The 14,727-nt window shown below is 51.0% G+C and carries 15 protein-coding genes; 4 read left to right on the top strand and 11 right to left on the bottom strand.

Annotation, left to right across the window (positions count from 1 at the left end):
• Positions 1-92: 92 nt before the first annotated feature.
• The 5 genes from EC840_RS09000 to EC840_RS08980 form a co-directional block, all read right to left on the bottom strand.
• On the bottom strand, positions 93-1,670 hold the full coding sequence (locus EC840_RS09000; protein WP_132965024.1) for an OPT/YSL family transporter: 1,578 nt from the start codon (positions 1,668-1,670) through the stop codon (positions 93-95).
• A 75-nt stretch (positions 1,671-1,745) separates the two neighbouring features.
• Complete coding sequence (locus EC840_RS08995) at positions 1,746-2,522, bottom strand: IclR family transcriptional regulator (RefSeq protein ID WP_132965022.1); 777 nt, start codon at positions 2,520-2,522, stop codon at positions 1,746-1,748.
• A 542-nt stretch (positions 2,523-3,064) separates the two neighbouring features.
• Entirely contained in the window at positions 3,065-3,589 is a 525-nt protein-coding gene (gene aroL, locus EC840_RS08990; RefSeq protein WP_132965020.1) for a shikimate kinase AroL, read from the bottom strand.
• A 274-nt stretch (positions 3,590-3,863) separates the two neighbouring features.
• The gene (locus EC840_RS08985; RefSeq protein WP_112288210.1) at positions 3,864-4,442 is read right to left on the bottom strand and encodes a methyltransferase; all 579 of its coding nucleotides are present in this window, start codon (positions 4,440-4,442) and stop codon (positions 3,864-3,866) included.
• A gap of 235 nt (positions 4,443-4,677) precedes the next feature.
• Positions 4,678-4,953, bottom strand: a complete 276-nt coding sequence (locus tag EC840_RS08980; protein WP_112288209.1) for a DUF1471 domain-containing protein — start codon at positions 4,951-4,953, stop codon at positions 4,678-4,680.
• Between the two features lie 387 nt (positions 4,954-5,340).
• On the opposite strand from EC840_RS08980, the gene EC840_RS08975 reads away from it, so the two are divergent.
• Positions 5,341-6,258, top strand: coding sequence for a DUF808 domain-containing protein (locus tag EC840_RS08975; protein WP_112288208.1), 918 nt, complete (start codon positions 5,341-5,343; stop codon positions 6,256-6,258).
• A gap of 67 nt (positions 6,259-6,325) precedes the next feature.
• On the opposite strand, the gene EC840_RS08970 is transcribed toward EC840_RS08975, so the two are convergent.
• Complete coding sequence (locus EC840_RS08970) at positions 6,326-7,096, bottom strand: class I SAM-dependent methyltransferase (RefSeq protein ID WP_132965018.1); 771 nt, start codon at positions 7,094-7,096, stop codon at positions 6,326-6,328.
• Positions 7,097-7,259: 163 nt separating this feature from the next.
• On the opposite strand from EC840_RS08970, the gene EC840_RS08965 reads away from it, so the two are divergent.
• The 3 genes from EC840_RS08965 to sseA all read left to right on the top strand — a co-directional run bounded on the left by EC840_RS08965 (position 7,260) and on the right by sseA (position 9,612).
• Positions 7,260-8,051, top strand: coding sequence for a helix-turn-helix transcriptional regulator (locus EC840_RS08965; RefSeq protein ID WP_113876174.1), 792 nt, complete (start codon positions 7,260-7,262; stop codon positions 8,049-8,051).
• A gap of 132 nt (positions 8,052-8,183) precedes the next feature.
• Positions 8,184-8,732, top strand: coding sequence for a GNAT family N-acetyltransferase (locus EC840_RS08960; RefSeq protein ID WP_113876175.1), 549 nt, complete (start codon positions 8,184-8,186; stop codon positions 8,730-8,732).
• A gap of 34 nt (positions 8,733-8,766) precedes the next feature.
• Positions 8,767-9,612: a 3-mercaptopyruvate sulfurtransferase gene (gene sseA, locus EC840_RS08955; RefSeq protein ID WP_129638295.1), complete on the top strand. Its 846-nt coding sequence runs from the start codon at positions 8,767-8,769 to the stop codon at positions 9,610-9,612.
• Between the two features lie 64 nt (positions 9,613-9,676).
• Here the strand turns inward: sseA and EC840_RS08950 are convergent, their stop codons facing one another.
• The 5 genes from EC840_RS08950 to pagP (EC840_RS08930) form a co-directional block, all read right to left on the bottom strand.
• On the bottom strand, positions 9,677-10,468 hold the full coding sequence (locus EC840_RS08950; protein ID WP_132965016.1) for a PhnD/SsuA/transferrin family substrate-binding protein: 792 nt from the start codon (positions 10,466-10,468) through the stop codon (positions 9,677-9,679).
• A 12-nt stretch (positions 10,469-10,480) separates the two neighbouring features.
• On the bottom strand, positions 10,481-11,488 hold the full coding sequence (locus tag EC840_RS08945) for a fatty acid desaturase (RefSeq protein WP_132965014.1): 1,008 nt from the start codon (positions 11,486-11,488) through the stop codon (positions 10,481-10,483).
• A gap of 101 nt (positions 11,489-11,589) precedes the next feature.
• The gene (agp, locus tag EC840_RS08940) at positions 11,590-12,891 is read right to left on the bottom strand and encodes a bifunctional glucose-1-phosphatase/inositol phosphatase (protein WP_112288201.1); all 1,302 of its coding nucleotides are present in this window, start codon (positions 12,889-12,891) and stop codon (positions 11,590-11,592) included.
• Between the two features lie 186 nt (positions 12,892-13,077).
• The gene (pagP, locus tag EC840_RS08935) at positions 13,078-13,689 is read right to left on the bottom strand and encodes a lipid IV(A) palmitoyltransferase PagP (protein ID WP_112288200.1); all 612 of its coding nucleotides are present in this window, start codon (positions 13,687-13,689) and stop codon (positions 13,078-13,080) included.
• 259 nt (positions 13,690-13,948) lie between these two features.
• A complete protein-coding gene (gene pagP, locus EC840_RS08930) occupies positions 13,949-14,572 on the bottom strand; it encodes a lipid IV(A) palmitoyltransferase PagP (RefSeq protein WP_132965012.1) in 624 nt (207 codons plus the stop codon).
• Positions 14,573-14,727 lie beyond the last annotated feature (155 nt).

Genomic DNA, 14,727 nt, shown 5'->3' with positions numbered 1-14,727 from the left:
CGCAGTGGCAAAACGGTCGCGGGCGCTGTTCATCGTGGAACAGTCGGTGTGTCGTGCTGGCTGATTAAGCCCTGGTGTTGGTGCGGTACTCACTACTTTTTGGCGCTGAAAACCGAGGTGAAGAAGCTGTAAAGTGCGTCTCCGGCAATAAATCCTGCCGCCAGCACTTCCATTGGTGTACGCCCTTTTTCACCCCAGATTCGAATAATGATAATGCGCAGCACGATGCCGCAGACGACTGCCCAACCGGCCATCACGCTGTTGATCAGCAAACCGGTGGCGAGCAGTACGCCGAGCTGACGTTTCGGGCCGCCAATCAGCTGTATTAATGCGCCCGGAATGGCCCAGATCAGCAAACTGTGCGCAATTCCAGGCTGTGCGCCGGCCTGAATGGTTTTGGCATAAACCCGCGCAACTGGCGGTACTAAATCCTGCGCGAAGTAGCCGTAATGGGCGTACCAGACCACAGGAATGGCGATAATAAAGGCGAGTAAAGCGGCGAATAACTGGATACGGCGGCCATAAAGTTCGGCACGCAAATCTTTGCCGTAACCGCGCAGAATGAATCCGGCTTTCAGATCGAAGCCCATGTCGGCGAACGCCGGGCCGGTCGCGGCTGTAAAGCCGGTCAGCACGCACAGCGCCATAGGCGGGAAGCCAATCAGTATGCCGATAATCAACGTGATCAGCGCCACGGCAAAGGCCGGGAACCAGCCAGAATGCATCGCGGCAATTCCGACAATCAGCTCATGGAAGAACGCGGCAAAGGCGGCGTAAATCACAAATGCAATCAGCATGCTGACTGACATTTCGCTGTACAGCCCGCCCCCCAGCGCCAGCAGTGCGGCAATAGCGATATAGCCGAATGCGCCCAGCCCGAGTGCTTTGCGCACTTCTTTCGCTGGTTGGGTAAAAGTGGTTTTGGCGTCGGCGTTTTTAGCACGCACCACCTGAATCACCTGCAGCAGCGATACCAGCCCGGCACCGACCATCATGCCGTGCGGAATATACATCGCATTAAGATCTAAACCGGCAAGCGGCTGGGCATAAGCGCGGATAAGCAAACCGATGCCAAACATGCTCAGCGCCCAGATATTGCCGATAAACGCCGTGCCGAAGGCCGCCATCGGAATCTTAAGCATCGCGCCCGCCAGCCCGACCACCACACCCGCGACCAGCAACCACGCCTGACGCCCGCCGTTATCACCGGCTTTGATGGCTTCAGCGGCAGCAACGCCCGGTGGCCACGCATTACTGGCCGGGAACACTTTGGTATCAAACAGACGATAAAGCAGGTAGGCATCGAGCAACATCGCCACCGCTACGCCGGTAAACATCGGCATAATCAGTTGCGGCTGGCCCATGACATAAGGGATGGCGATCGGCATCAGCAAGCTGTTTGCCGCACCAAAGGTCGCGGAAGAAATCACAGTTTGCGCCAGATTCTGCGTGTGAACAGAACGGTAACGCTGAAAAGCCTGCATCGGGATGCGCGCCAGTAACATGGCAAACAGCGCACCGATAATCGACGTATTAGGCGTCACGCCCAATGTGGTAATCAGCTGAACTCCGATGATTGCGCCCAAAACAGACAGCAGGATCATCACGATGAGAGTGCCAATATCCTTTAGCGGATTTTCCTTATTATTTTTAGCAGGTTGATCTGACATAAGGCCCCTGGTGTTGGCAAATATTGAAAACTGCGATTTTCCGGGTCCGTTATTAGTCATTACTTTCGCGGTTAATTACCGCTCTGGTAAATGCCAATACTCATCACCCAATTTTTCGGCGAGTTGCCGGGTTACGGCAATCAGCCCTTCCCTGATCCCTTCCGGAATTTCTTTTCCCTGCGCGGGGGAAGGAAAAGATAAACACAACCCCACGAGTTCATTGCGATGCTTATTAAAAATGCTGGTCGCTAACGTACTTATTCCCAGCAGCGTTTCATTATTGGCAAAAGACACGCCGGTCAGTCGCACTTCAGCCAGGCGAGATAACAAAACGTCCAGACTTTTCGGTGCATTCACAGAATGCGCTTCATAGTTACCGCTAAAACGCTCACGGACTTCTTCATCGGAATAACGCGATAAAATGGCCCGGCCAATCGCCGTTTCATGCGCGGGTAAAAGGCTTCCCGCCGGAGTGACCACTTGCAAATAGGTTCTGCCGGGGAACATACGCATCACCATAATGTCACGCCCTTCCAGCATCGAGATGTAACCGGTACATTGCGTAAGCTGACTGAGTTGCGTCATATAAGGCGACGCCAAATCCACCAGCGGCGCCGATAAATAATGGCTTGAGACGGCCAGTAATAACTTTCCAATCTGATAAAGACGGCTGTCCGGATCACGCTCCAGCAACCCTTGCGTTTCCATGGTCATTAGCAAACGCGATACCGTGCTTTTAGGTAATTTTAAATTTTCGACGACATCACTGAATGACAAACCGGGATGTCCCTGTCGGACCCCCTTTTTGGAAAATAACTTCAGCACTGCTGCTGCATTTTCTAAAGTAGTCATAAGGAGGCAGTTCCGGTATATGGAACAGGGTTCCTGTTAAGTTAATTAAAAACTAAAGCTGATACGTGTCAGCGTCAAGCCGTTTATTTTCCACGCACAAGAAGAAAGATAAATGAATATGCTTAAAGAAATTCCTAAAGCCATTCAATTCACAGAAAGAGAGGTTGAATGCCGAGTAATAATGAGGTGACGGACGTAAAACTCAGCAGATAATTTTGATTAAATATTGCGCAAAATATAGAGTGCGATAGAGGCTTCAACAAGAATGATCGTCACTGACCATATCGCGGGCATCGCTTTCGCATGCTGGCTGAAGAAGTGTTTCAGGATTTTCATCATGGGTTCCGTTGCAGAAGTGGACGTAAAAATTAATAACCTGAGTGATTACTTTACGCCTGCACATCACTGCGTACAATACTTAAGCACCCGTGACATTCATCACAAAAATGGCCCGTTTAATTTACACCTTCCGCCACTTCAGGATTTTGGGGCATAAAAAAACGAGCCACAGGGGCTCGTCTTCAGAGTTGGTGGCGGAGGATTTAACGCGCGACCGGCAGTGCCAGCGCATCAAGAATTGCATTCACCACACCCGCAGGATCCAGCGTTCCGTCTACGACATGATGCGCAGCCTGCTGATAAAGGGCTTCGCGCTCATTCAGGACTTCCATCATTTCTTCGGTAATCGGTTTACCCGTCAGCGTAGGTCGCTGATCTTCCAGCGGGGCATCTTCCAGACGGTTGGCCAGCGTCGAAGCCGGCGAACGCAGATAGATAACCGTTCCTGCATCACGCATGAAATCGCGGTTTTCCTGCGCCAGCACCACGCCGCCACCGGTCGCAATCACCGTGAAGGGCGCGCAAATCGCTTTCAGCGTTTCAGTTTCACGGCAGCGGAAACCCTCCCAGCCTTCACGCTCAACGATGTCCGCCACGCTCATGCCAGAGGTGCGCAGCAATGTCAGATCGGTATCGACAAATTTATAGCCCAGTGCTTTCGCCAGAGCGCTGCCGACCGTCGTTTTACCCGCACCGCGCGCGCCTACCATGAAAATGGGTTGTGTCATTACCGCTATCCTTTATTCCCCGGGAGCCGTTAGCCCGCCTGATGAAAATCCATCATCAATATGAAGTGTGAACATCAAAAATGGTCATTGTACTGGCCTGAAAATGTACTCGCCAGATAGTACAACAAAAAAGCCTCACTGGCAGATTTTTATCACCTGCCGGTGAAGCTTCTGTAGCGTTTTATTTACGCTATGGTGCTCATCATACTGAAAAATCCTTGTTCCGCAAAGGCCTGCGGGCAGCTTTGCGATCCAGCTTCCATAAGTAACTGTATCAGCGAGGTTTACAGATATACACCAGCGCCGGCGGAAAATTCTTCACCACACGAATTTTTTTCCAGGTGAAGTAGCGTGACAGTAATTTCTCAGAGAGATGGCTGTACTGGAACAAAACAAGTACCCCGTCCTTTTCTTTCAACTGCTGGCGGGTAGCCTGCAAAATCCGGATGCTGGTTCGCACTGGCATCGACAGCAGCGGTAAACAGGAGAATACAGCGTCGTACTGCGTACTCATATGCTCAGCAGAATGCGCCATCACCTGCAAACGGGGATCGTCCATCTGGTTTAGCTTGCGGACAAACGCAGGCTGAATTTCAAATGCTTCGAGTTTCGCGTCAGCACGCATCCGGCTGAGAATGCGGCGGGTCAGCACCCCGTCGGCTGCGCCCAGTTCAGCTATCTCCAGCGACGTCGCCCAGTCAATCTGGCTAAGCATCGCATGGCACAACCACGGGGATGACGGCATCAGCGTCCCCATCGTTCTTGGTGAAGTAATAAAATTCTGTAAATAGAAAAATTGGTTCTGAATCGAGACCCCGGTGTTCTTGATTGTCATTCTTGCGGCATTCAGCATATTAACTCCTCCTGAGGACATAGACCCTTATATAACGCAAAAATTCTTACGAAATGATTAATAAGAGAAATTATTATCAAAAAGAAGAGGATAAATTAAAACACATGGGATGATTCTCAAAAGAAGCTATAAATGATGGTAATAAAAAGGCCAATGTCAGATGACATTGGCCTTCTCGCTACGGGAAATAACCTTAATCAGATTTTATAAAAAAGGCTTTCTATAAAAGCTGAGTTTATTTATACAACTCAACGCTTGCACGGTTCAGGCTTGAATCGCCCGGCGTACCCTGGCCGATGACACGGTAGTGTGTTGCACCTTTGTCGCTGGCGACCTGGTTCAGCTGGTCACGCATGCTGCCCGGGACGGTATTAGGTGCGCTCACTGAAACAACACCCAGGGACTGGAAATTACCACTTTGCGCCTGCATTTCTGAAATTGGCGTAGCAGCAAGAGCAGAGAATGAAGCAACGGTAATAGCAACAGCTGTGATTGCAGGTAAGAGTTTCATAATACGCACCTTTCTTTCGTTAGTTTAGTTAATTAATGGAGCGGAAGTTATCCGTTGAGTTAATTATCAGCGAAGCAATGAAAGGCGACGTAATCGAACGTAAAGAAATTTAACCTTTGTGGTAAAAATGAGGAGAGAATGCAAAGAAATATTTCTGCCGGTATAACTGCTGGAAAAATGAGGATATTTAATGGAGAAACTATGAAGAGATTTCAAAGTTATTTAAGAACGGGACAACATTCGCACAAATCGACGCCGCTATGCAATCACTGATATGATTATTTTTTATGAATTTTCTGTTGCTGTGATCTGATGCAAGGTCGGAACAGCAGAGTTCAGGCTCCGCGCGTGCGGAAAGCCTTTGCACAATGATAAAAGGGAGTATTTATGGCGGGTGGAAGTCTTCTGGCATTGATCGATGATATTGCATCGATTCTTGATGATGTCGCGGCGATGAGTAAAGTCGCCGCTAAAAAAACAGCCAGCGTGTTGGGCGACGATCTGGCGCTGAACGCACAGCAGGTTACCGGAGTAAAAGCCGACCGGGAATTACCGATCGTCTGGGCTGTCGCAAAAGGTTCCATGATCAATAAAGCGATTCTGGTTCCTCTGGCGTTACTGATCAGCGCCTTTATTCCCTGGGCGATCACACCTTTACTGATGATTGGCGGCGCCTATCTGTGTTACGAGGGTTTCGAAAAAGTCGCCCACAAATTCATGCCCGGTGACCATCACGAAGAAGAAAAACCGGCGTCGGCTGAGGTAAAAAATGAAGCCGATGCTAAAAAGCAGGAAAAAGAAAAGGTCAAAGGTGCCGTTCGCACTGACTTTATTCTCTCTGCTGAAATCATTGTGATCTCACTGGGGATTGTGTCATCAGCACCTTTCCTTAATCAGGTCACTGTGATGGTGCTGATTGCCGTGGCAATGACTATCGGTGTATATGGCCTGGTGGGAGCGATTGTGAAAATTGACGACGCCGGTTTGTACCTGAGTAAGCTGAACGGCGAAAGCGGCATGATGAATGCTGTACGCGCCTTCGGACGCGGTATTGTGAATCTCGCGCCCTGGCTGATGAAGATACTGTCGGTTGTCGGCACCATCGCGATGTTCCTGGTCGGCGGCAGCATTATCAGCCATGGTTTACCGTTCATGCACAGCCTGATTGAACCGCTGACACACGGCCATGAGAGTTGGGTTAATACGCTGATTACCGGCGCGACTGATTTGGTCGTTGGTCTGGTGGTGGGTGCCGCGGTACTGGCGCTGGTACTGCTGGGCAAGAAAATGTTTGGTAAGAAGTAAGAAGTAAGAAGTAAGAAGATAATTTCACGCCCTCCGTTCAACGGAGGGCGCATCACACCGCAATTATTTAGTTTTTCGACGCGACCAGCATCATAATATCGCTGGTAAATGAGCCGTCAGTTTGGATATCAAAGTGTTTTATCACATCCTCAGACATCACTTTTTGCAGCTCGCGGATAGCGACGGCGAAATGCTCCGGCGTGCGCATACGCGCTATCCAGCTGGTGAATTCCAGCGGCAGGCGGTCGGTAGTGACTTCGCGGGCAATCAGACCGGCTTCTGAAGCCATGTTCAGCCATTCACCTGGGGAATAGTTGCGGACATGAGAAGTATCGCGCAGCACTTCAATCGTTTGCAGATAAATATCCAGCAACGGGTGCCCCGGCGATACCACATCCATCATGATGAACTTTCCGCCCGGTTTCAGCACACGCGCCACTTCACGCAGCGCCTGCCCGACATCATGCCAGTGGTGTGCCGAATAACGGCTGATAATGATATCCGCGCTGCTGTCGTCAAACGGCAGTGACTCCGCAACGCCCTGCTGTACCGTAATGTTATTCAGCTCTTTATCTTTTGCCGCCTGCGCCACGACGTCCAGCATCTGCGCCGACAAATCGTAGGCAACCACATTTTTAACGACGCGGGCAGCCACAAAACTGGCGTGCCCCGCGCCACATCCCAGATCGACCACATGCGCATCCGGAAAAGGTGCCAGCAGCGTCGCCAGACGTTGCAGATCCGCGCCCTGTGAGTGAACGGCACTGGTCAGATAATCTTTTGCCTGCGAGCCAAACTGCTTATCAACGGCCTGAGTATGGGTGTTTTTAATGTTCATCATTGCTCCTGTCTGTCTTGTTTTTTTATTGATTTATTAGGGAAGAACGCGGTTTCAAATGACCTCAAAATCACTATAGGCATTGTTTTATACGGGTACAATATGAGCGTTTATACTGGTATAAGTAAGTTCCTGTCTAAGAACTCACGTTTAAGAGGATGTCATGATTGATATCGCAGAGTCGCTCAGTGGCCCCAGGGCGCTGGGAACCTTTTTACGCACACACCGCGAACGGGTGACGCCGGAAATGGTGGGTTTACCAGGCTCACCCCGTCGCAGAACCAGCGGGCTGAGGCGTGAGGAGCTGGCACAAATCAGCGGTATCAGCGCAACCTGGTATACGTGGATTGAACAGGGACGCGATGTGTCGATTTCAGCCGCCACGCTTGACCGGCTGGCGAAATCGCTGCGTATGGAGCCTGCCGCACGCGAGTATTTATTCAGCCTCGCATCGGTGAAAGACCCTGAAGCGTTGCCGTCTTCCGCCGCGCCGGACGCGGGCCTGAAAGATTACGTCAATCAGCTGACCTGCCCCGGTTATCTGCTCGACAGTTGCTGGAATGTGCTGGCGTGGAATCCGCAGGCGGGTGTGCTCTTCAGCGGCTGGCTGGGCGTGGATGAAAATCCTAATTTGCTGGATTTTATGTTTCTGCATCCGCTGGCGCGCCAGCTGGTGACAAACTGGCCGGAGCGCGCCAAGCGCGTGGTGGCAGAATTTCGGGCTGAAACCAGCCATTACCCTCATTCCGAAGCGGTCCGCCAGGCGGTGCAGCGGTTACGGGAACGCAGCGCCGAATTCAGCCAGTGGTGGACACAACAGGAAGTGCTGGCTCGCGAAGGTGGCGAGCGGCGCTTTAACCATCCGCTGAGCGGTGAAATTCGCTACCGGCAGCAGACATTTTTTCCGGCGGGATATGCCGAATGCAAGCTGGTGATGTTGCTGCCGGAAGAGTAAAGCGTTTAGCAGACAGCCTGCTGTTTTTCTGGCTTATTTTTTCTGACTTAACCGGTATTTTCGCCAATTGACAGACGGACACATGATATGTGAGGCTGACTTATTGGTCTCCTCAATAACAGGATAACGCCCATGCTGACACGCCAGATTTATCAGGATGAAGAAATAGAAATCCGCGTTGCTACGGAGCTGGAAGCCATCACCCACTTTGCCGCCGTTCAGGCCTCGGTGGCTGAAATTGGTGCCTGGGAAAGCTGGTGTACCGATAAATATTCCCCTGATGACAGCCGCAAATATCTCACCGACAGTGAGCAAAAGCGTCATCGCGGGGCAGAATTCAATTTCTGTGTTTTTGAACGCTCCGGCGGGAATCTGATTGGCAGCGTGGGCATCAACCGCATCGTTCAGGAATATAAGTTTTCCAATCTTGGCTATTGGATCCGCACCGGTTATACCGGCCGGGGACTGGCAACGCTGGCGGTCAAAGCCGCTGCGCGTTTTGCGTTTACTGAACTGGAGCTGACCCGTCTGGAAATCGTCGTGATGGACGGCAATGAAAGCAGCCGCAGGGTGGCAGAAAAAGCGGGCGCGACGTCCGAAGGTCTGCACCGCAACCGGCTTTATTATCACGGTCAGCCGCGTGACGCCTGGATGTATTCTTTGATCCCGGGCGATCTCTGAGGCTGGTTTCACAAAAAAGATAAGGCAACAGAACATGACTTTTTCTACCCATACCGTTTCTACACAATGGCTGGCAAAAAATCTGAACTCACCGGATGTCGTCATTATCGATTGTCGTAAATCCAAACCGGGCATTACGCCGCCGGTGGATTTTCATGGCAAATATCTTGAAGCGCACATTCCCAACGCGATTTATGTGGAAGTCGACAGCATTTCTGACTGCTCCACCGGTCTGCCGCATATGATGCCGACCGCAGAGGAATTCGCTGCCTCAATGAGCCGTTTGGGCGTTGCGGATACGCAAACCATCGTGCTGTATGATGAGGGCGATCTGTTCTCCGCGCCCCGCGTATGGTGGATGCTGACCAGCTTTGGCGCGAAAAGCGTACGCGTGCTGGATGGCGGCCTGAATGCGTGGATTGCTGAAGGGAAACCCACACAAAGCGGCGAGCACATCCGCGTCCCGACCACCTTTAACGCCAAACTGGTGCGTCCGGTCGTCGTCAGTGCGGAGCAGGTAAAAGACGCGCTTGGCAAGGTACAGATTATCGACGCCCGTTCTCTGGCGCGTTTTAAAGCCGAAGCGCCGGAACCGCGTCCAGGGCTGCATGGCGGCCATATTCCTGGCAGCCTCAGCGTTCCGTTTACCGAACTGACACAAGACGGGCATCTGAAATCGCCACCTGAGCTGAAAGCGACGTTCGAACGGCTGGGCGTTGATCTGAATAAACCGGTGATCACCAGTTGTGGTTCCGGTGTAACCGCAGCGGCGCTGGCGTTCGGACTGGATTCTCTGGGTGTTAAAGATGTGCAGCTTTACGACGGTTCATGGGCTGAATGGGGCGATGTGAACGAAGATTTCCCTATCGAAACGCACTGATTTATCGCTACTCAGATATCACTACCGGGCGCCCAGGCCCGGTTTTTATGCAATATTCAGAGCGTTATGACGTGGTCAGTTCGCGGACGCCAAACTCCTGAGCAATATTTTTCATCAATGTAATCACGCTATATGCCTGACGCGGCACTTCACTGAACTCTTCAATCAGCAACGGTTTAGCGACCGACTCATGCGAGATTTCATGCAATGCCTGACGCAAAATGGACAGATGTTCCGGAGACGTTTGTGACGAAGTGATCAGCGGCAAACCCGGCACGGCCGCCGTCTGGCCGATAATCACCAGACCGCTGAGCGCTGACGGATCGTGGCGGTGCAATAGCGCCAGCGTCACGCAGTCGATCGCCGCCAGATCTGCCCGGTTTTGCTGAACATAATGCAGGGATTCACGATGGCTGCCGGTTGCTGTGGCCTGAGAGAAAAATTTTCCTGCCTGCGCCAGGGGTGCCACCAGCGCCCGCAGGCTGTTGTATCCGGACTGAGAATCGGTGCTGTTGAACGCCAGCCGCCGGTGACGAAAATCAGGCAAATGCAGTTTTGCATCTTCATCACGCGCCAGCAAAAAACTGCGGTATCGATACCCGTCGCAGCCCGGCGCGCGGTAACTGAAAGTGCCGACCAGCTGAACATCCGGCAGGCTTTCTACCAGCGGAAAACCACAGGTCTGGCTCAGAAGCAAATCCGGCTGCTGCCAGTGCATCAATAAATTCTGCGGCCAGCTCAGCGATTGCGGTGTGGCAATCAGACCTGCGCGCTTCAGTTTTTCCCGCAGAACACCGGCAAAAGCTTCCACGTCCGGTACAGAAACAGCATACATCGGTAAAGACATCAGCATCATCTGGCCACTCCGTCAGGGGGTTTCCTGCTGATAATCATAGTCGCTGCGCGCGGTTTGCACCGGCTCACGAGTGCTGGCAAACGGATGCGCTTCTACACAAACCGGTTTCTGCGAATGTTGCCTGAACCATTGCCGGTAACCTTTCACCACAAACCCCTCGCTGCGCGCAATATAAGCTTCGCGTTCAGCAAAATACACCTGACGCAGTGCGAACCACGGCACGCCCGGCAAATCGTGATGTACCAGATGATAATTGAGATTAAGAAACAGCAGCCGCCAGATAAAACCGGCCTCATTTAGGGTTGAGCGTGCCTGTGGCGAATGTTCGGCGCGATGTTCATAAAAAGAACGGACTTTGGTCAGGCTCAGCGCCGGATAGCTCACCGCCAGAATGAAATATCCGGCAGACAGGCCGTGCAGCGACATCCAGTACAACAAACCTGTCAGCAAAACCCCGTGGAAATCCCACATGCCGACTGTGCGCCAGTCACCGCGCAATAACGCCGTCAGGGCGCCGGTCAGCGTGGCGGAAATATCCAGCAGTGGCCCGATCAGCATCCGTCCCGGCAGTGTGTTACGCAGACGAACAACGGCTTTCATCAGCGGCGACAAGCTTTCCCAGCTGGCGCGGCTGAAATAATAGGCCTCGGGGTCATCGCCCGGCAGCGTCAGATGTTCATTACGATGATGCTGTAAATGCGTGTCGCGGTATAAACCATAGGGATACCAGACCGCCAGCGGCAGCGTGCCGAGCAGCTGATTCAGCCAGGGTTTACGGGTCGGGTGCCCGTGAATGAGTTCGTGTTGCAGCGACATATACCAGGCCGTGAACCAGATAAGCGCAGGCGTGGCAATCCACGGACCGAGATCTTCCCAGAAATAGACCAGCGCAAACCAGCCGCTGTAAACCGTGGCGATCAGTGTCCAGGTGGGGATTTCCAACCGCCACCAGAAACGGGCGGAGCGGGAAGCAATCTCTGCCCGCTGACGGGCGCTAAGGTAAAACGAAGAGGACGCCATAATGTGCCAGAGTGAGGAAACTTTGGCACATTATCTGGCTGAGGAAAGCTGCCGCTAACTAACTTAAAACGCTATCTATTGCCAGTTAGCGGCTTAAGGCATCAGCCCTGTAAATCCTTTTGCACGGCCTGATTAAATTGCTCCATCGGGCAGAAACCTTGCTTATCAACGGTACAACCTTCGATTTGCAGCGTGACGCGTTCCGGTGGATTTTTCAGGCTCAGCGCTACATTGTTGCGCAACTGACGGGCGGTCGGATATACATACTCGATTTTCATCAGGTCTTTATCGGTCTTTTTATCGTGCCAGCGCTGGAAGACCACGGTCCCGTTGATTGGCGTACGTTCGTACTGACCCGGCAGCTGGTAATCCTGGGTTTTCAGTGCCGCAAGCAGTGACGCGATATTGGAATCATGCCCGACCAGCACCGCCAGTTTTGCCTGCTGCGCGGCTTTCTGATCGGCGGTCGTTGCCAGTTTCGGATCCAGCACACCGGAAATAAAGGTCAGCAACGGTTTAGCGGCGTTGGCAGCAATCGCCGGGGAGCCGAACAGCGTTTCGTGATAAAGGTTTTTGATATCCTCCAGTTTCTTCCACTGCTCCGGCGTCGTTATTTTCCCCCACGCCACGTCTTTCATCGGGTAACCCTCGTAGTATTGCAGCATAAACGCATCCGCCGCGCCGGTCGCCATTCGCAGCGGCCCCGTAATACCCGGTTCTTTACCCTGCGTCAGCACGACTTCTGATGGCTGCGAAGCCAGATCGCACTGCTGTTTTTCTTTGCAGGTTTTACTGTTTTTATAATCGAGGATACTTTCCAGCAGCTGGTAATTTGGCTTGAGGCGCTGATTCAGCCCCGCCAGACCGCCCTCGCCAGCATGCTGGTTAACAGAATTCAGCGCGTTGGTTTTGAAAGTATCGTTCACATCAGCGGTAATAATCGGGTTGAACACCGGATCCATTTTGCCGATTTCTACGCGATTAATAACTGAAACGTCGCAGCCCGGGAAAGCACCGGTGGAGAAATGTTTTGCGGTATCAATGGTGCGCGGCAAGCTGTTGGCATAAGTAAAGACCTGCGCACTTTCCGGGCAGCCGGTTGCAGGCAGCAATTTATCTTTCGCCAGCCATGCGCGGAAGTACTGGCCCATATGTTCAGAATTCTGGCCGCCTTTCGGCGTCAGCAACCCGCCTTCCGTTTTCCACACCGGCCAGGTGTGCGTCGTGGATTCGGCAAGCACGTCACCGTAATTGACCAGCGGCGCACGGATACCGTGACGGCTGAGCACCAGGACTTGCTGGAGTTCTAAATTATCAGACTGAGCCGCCTGAGCGGCAGGAAGCGAGAGGGGGAAAACGCAGGCAAGTGCAGATAACGCAAGATAACGGGATGCTTTTTTCACGAGTGATCCTCTTGATGAAGTGTTTTACAGATTCCCTGAAAACAAAAAATCACCGCAGAACCCAACAGATTGATTCTTGCGGTGAATTTTTAGCATAGTGGAATATTCATCAAAATTGGGGGATCAGGTTCACAACCTGTGCCCGGACTTTGTTCAGTCACAAAACTCATTCATAAAGAAAGCGCTTCAGAACTGATACCGCAGCCAGGCAAAGAAAACGTTGCCGTTATTGTAGGTTCCCGGAATATACGTCGCCTGAAAGGTCAGTTTGTTATAGCCGATGGAAGCCAGCGGTAACACGATCGGAATAGGAATATAGTTATAGTCGTCACGCGCCGTCACCGCCGCGGTATAACCTAAACCTAACCGAAAGTTTTTATCTTCTGCAGGTGTCCATATTTTTTCCCAGCCATAACCGCCGATCGGTTCCCATTTATTATGGGAGTCTTTAAACGCCATAAAATAAATGCCGTTCCAGTTGCCTTTTTCATCATAACGGGAAATACCATAACCCCCGCCCCATGGACGTTCGTTATAACGATCGGTTTTCTCTTTATCGTATGTCAGACGGTTATGCCAGGTGATCACCGGCAGATACAGATCCTGTGAATCAGAATCATTCCATGTCGTTGAGACTTTATCTGTAAAGTCTGACCACACGTTCGCAGCCAGCGATTTATACTGGATGGTATCCGGATCGCTGACCGGATTAATCCCGCTGTTATTTGCCCACACGGATGAGCTCATACCCAGCGTTAGTATCATACCTGCACAACCGATTACTTTCTTGATCATCATATCTGTAATAGCTCCCTGCGTCAGGAGAGTATCATAGACAAATAATGTCTTTATAAACTAAACAAAGAAGTAACAAAAAACGTCTGTTTATTCAATCTCATGAATTTAAAGTCTTTCCGTAATTCATTATAGGAATTATCCCTAAAATATGTAGGGTCTGTTTAGGCAATTAATTTACTTAAAAAACTCACCAATAAGAATAAACCGAAAAACATAACGGGGATTTTCTTAATACTTTCCCCTCACCTTACTCAGACGATTAAAACTGAAAACGGAACCAGCCGAACAGGACGTTCCCTTTGCTGTTGGTTCCCGGCACGTAGGTTGTCTGGAACGTCAGCCTTGAATAGCCTGCTGATACCAGCGGCAGCACCATGGGAAAAGGAATGTAATCATAATTGTCACGGGCTGAAACGGCGGTAATGTACCCTGCCCCTAAGCGGAATTCTTTATCATCAAGCGGCTGCCATATCTTTTCATAAGCGTAACCGGCAACAGGCTCCCATTTATTAAAAGAATCTTTAAAGGCCATCGCATAAATGCCGTGCCAGTTTCCTTTCTCATCATAACGCGAAATACCGTAACCTCCGCCCCACGGATGTTCGTTATATCCTTCGATTTGTTTTTTGCTGTGTGTATGCCGGTTATGACGAGTTAATACCGGAAGAAAGAGATCTTGCTGCTGCGGTGTATTCCACGTTTCAGCAATATTATTGGTGAATGAATCCCATAAGCCTTCATTATTTTCCTGCGGGGAAAAATTCTCCACCGTGGAATTACCAGGGTGATCCTGTGCCTGCACATTAAGGGATATTAATAATGAAAGCATAAAAATTGGGCAAGCGAGTGCTGCACGAATATTCGCGAAAATGATATTTTTCATTGGCGTATAAGCCCTGTTGAGTTGACCTGGGCATTATATGACGATGATTACATATAAATAGTTAATGATTAATTAAGCAACAATCAATTTAATGAATATTAAATGACATAACTATTAAAAAACAGAGAGTTAGCGTTACTTCCGTTGCGGTAAGT

It is taken from the genome of Rahnella sp. JUb53 (genome assembly GCF_004346065.1).
Classification (GTDB): Bacteria; Pseudomonadota; Gammaproteobacteria; order Enterobacterales; family Enterobacteriaceae; genus Rahnella; species Rahnella variigena.
The sequence above is the reverse complement of the archived record's forward strand: the minus strand, read 5'-3'. Positions and strand labels throughout refer to the sequence as shown.